Source organism: Paraglaciecola sp. (assembly GCF_030730205.1).
In the GTDB taxonomy this organism is placed as follows: Bacteria; Pseudomonadota; Gammaproteobacteria; order Enterobacterales; family Alteromonadaceae; genus Paraglaciecola.
Genome location: NZ_JANQVQ010000156.1, coordinates 1 through 3,211, shown reverse-complemented (window position 1 = coordinate 3,211; position 3,211 = coordinate 1). Strand labels below are relative to the sequence as shown.

Sequence of the window (3,211 nt, the reverse complement as noted above, 5' to 3'; positions counted from 1 at the left end):
CATCAATGGAGTTTGTTGTTTAAAGTCACATATATTAATTTGGTTAGGCGCAAATTCTGCTAAAACCATTAACCCATTGCGGATATTATTAAGAATGCCGTTAACCATTCCTCTTTCATATAACTTTCCCCCTGTAAAACCGCTCAAAATGTTCTTGCGGATCCTCTGAAAGCCTTTTAACCAAAACATCAAGATACTGTCGGCTTTTACATAAGGCAAAGGTTTGTTCAAAAGCTTCTTGTGCTGTTTGAACCACGTCAATAGGGCAGAGTTATCGCCCGCAAACACTAGTTTTGTGACATGTTCCAGCTGCGATTGAATTAGTGGCAATTGTTTTTTAAACTGCGGGTAAGGCTTATATAAGTTATCCCAGAAAAAAGTAGCACACTCAACAGCGACGTCCTCTAAATTAGGCTGCTGAAAAATGCCTGGCATATTCTCCAGACAATCCCATTCCAGTATCGATTCGAAATACGTGGTATGGTTTTCAGGGATTAACCTTTGATTTGAAACAGCCAATGCCAGACAATCTCTTGCAAGCTCACCTTTCATTGAACCAAAACTACCTGCACCGCAGCGTTTAAATGCTGCACGCATCACTTCAGTTGCTTTATCAAACTGATTCGAGTTAACTAAATGTCTGGATTCCAGTCTGAGTAAATTGACATTTTGCCAACCTTCGTAAGCAGCATTAGTCTTTGCTTGATTTAGTAAACCATCAACAAGGCTATATGAATCTTTACTAAACTTTTCATTTCGGATCAGTATATTTTCCAGTTTTAATGCAATGATCTGGAGCTTCTCATCGTCTGTAACCGCTATCTCTTCCAACCGCTGGTATGCCGCGGCATAGCCCTTATTACTAAGCTTTTGGAGAACCAACGTTGTCAGAGCTTGAAATATCGTAACTTTCTGAAATGCCCGCCATGGCGATCCGGCCTTTACCTCTTGTATTGCTGTTGAGACCTGCTCTAATAACTTCTCATAAAGTGAGATCAGCTCTAACCGGGCTATAGAGGGAAAGAGCATGCCTCGCTCATTACAGCTAAAGATATCTATTATCCCACCTTCTGATTGCAGCTGAGAAAAGATGAAATTCAGTGGCCCCGCCAACTCCTGCGGCGAAGTGCTTGAAGCTGAATTTGTAATAGACAGGTACATCATTGCTTTTTCAAAGGGTGGTAATTTACTGTCAAACCAAATATTTTCATGGGCAATAAGAGTTGCTGTATCGTCGATATGTGAGTATGCGCGCTCTGCCTCAATGGTTAAGTTGTAAATTGCCTGAAAGTTGAACAAAAACTGTAATAGCTTATTTTTATTCGGATCGGAGCAATATTGGTCAACACCAGGACAAAGAAACTTAAGTAAACGACGATAGCCGTCTTGCACCATTCTGGCAAAAAGTAAGCGTGTTCTTATCAATGCAATTGGAGGCTTGGCATACCGAATGGCCAATAGGTTAATAAAACGCATTACCTCACTCTGCTCTGCATTACCTGATAACACACTCTCAATACGACCCGGTTCAATCATTGGAATTTCATGGCGCAGCTTTTCCGCATCGAGATTTTTTCTGGTTACAAAATCAAGAGCTTCTTTATAAACATCCTGATACTTTAAGTCTGCCGTTGGCGTAAAAGTGCCATTAAAAACGAGCATGGAATCATCGGAAAAATACTTTTCTATCGTATCAGGTGAAGGCAATGTGCCTTTTTTCCAGTTATTTAACGATCGGTAAACTGTCTCATAGCGGTCAATATTTGGATCAGAATTCATAGCCAAATCCTGTGAAACTCCATGAATAGAAGCGCCCATCAAGTCCAACAGCCAATCTACAACGTGGGTAACAGGTAGTGTTACAGCCTCATTTTCCAGGTTAGGCAAATACCAGAAGCGCCCACCGGGCATACCTTTATCGACTGGTTCTTCTAAACTCCAGAATGCAGCTTTCCTGGCAAAAAAAGGAACTATCCTGGATGCCGCTACCCACCAAACAATCTGCTGTTGAGAGGCGTTCAGGGTGAAACAATGCGCCTCAACGGCTTTGTTCGATGCTGAGAATTCAAAAAAGTTGTGCAGGATGTCTCTTACATCAGCTTCCACACCAAGTTTTTCGATAATTGCAGAAAAAATGTTACCGAGCATCTCTTGTCGTTTTTGCAACGACATCCCGGATTTGAATTTGTTCTTTGTTTTTGTTTGAAAGCTGCCGCAACCAAGACTTTCATACACTTCGAGCAGAATGGATTCAACTGATGGAAATCGGACCAAAATAAATTCTCTTTTTAATTGTTTAAAAAACAACAGCTTATGCGAAAAGATCAGGGTAGGTACGGCACTTTTCATAACGGCTAGTCCGTCTCGGCGGCAAGCTTAGCAGGCTTAACATGAGGAGCCTGAAACATGAATACTAACCATACCGAGACACTTGTAATTAACTGGCATATCACCGAAGTATGCAATTACAGCTGCCATTATTGCTACGCTGCCTGGAAAAAGCCTGATGAGAAACGCGAGTTGTTCCATGATTCAAATTCGACTAAAAAGCTTCTACTCGAACTATATAACTGTATCCAGTTCCAGTACAACAAATTGGATACCTCAAATTCCCCGACTTACAAAAAAGTACGATTGAATTTTGCAGGGGGCGAACCATTACTGTTATCAAAGAAACTTTTGCCAATTATGCTTGAGGCAAAAAAAATCGGGTTTGACGTGTCCATTATCACTAATGGCAGTTTGCTGACGGAAGAGTTAATGGCTCAGATGGCGCCGCTGCTAACTTGGTTTGGCATAAGCATTGATTCCACTCGGCTGTCTTCTAATCATTTAATCGGACGCCATACCACACATCAGCAAAAACTCGACGTTGATAGACTGCTCTCTATCATTGACATGGGAAAACAGGCCAACCCACACCTGAAAATAAAACTAAACACCGTAGTAAATGCGATCAATGTGTTGGACGATTTATCAGATATTGTCGAACGCTTAGCACCTCAAAAATGGAAAGTTTTACAGATGCTTCCCATCATCACAACGAAAAATGTGATTGATGAAGCACGTTTTGAAAAGTTTATCGCCCGTCATCACGCTTTTCAGAACATCATTTGTGCTGAAAAAAACGACGACATGCGTAATTCCTACCTGATGATCGACCCTCCTGGTCGCTTTTTTCAGAACAGCCTGGCTGAGGCAGGCTCTGGTT

At 41.5% G+C, this 3,211-nt stretch carries 2 protein-coding genes; one reads left to right on the top strand and one right to left on the bottom strand.

What is annotated here, in order from left to right; translation table 11 throughout:
- A partial coding sequence (locus NWQ57_RS10745) for a hypothetical protein (RefSeq protein ID WP_306022149.1) occupies positions 1 to 2,349 on the bottom strand: 2,349 nt, incomplete at its 3' end.
- 57 nt (positions 2,350 to 2,406) lie between these two features.
- On the opposite strand from NWQ57_RS10745, the gene NWQ57_RS10740 reads away from it, so the two are divergent.
- Positions 2,407 to 3,211, top strand: an 805-nt coding sequence (locus NWQ57_RS10740; protein WP_306022148.1) for a viperin family antiviral radical SAM protein, incomplete at its 3' end; no start/stop codon positions are given.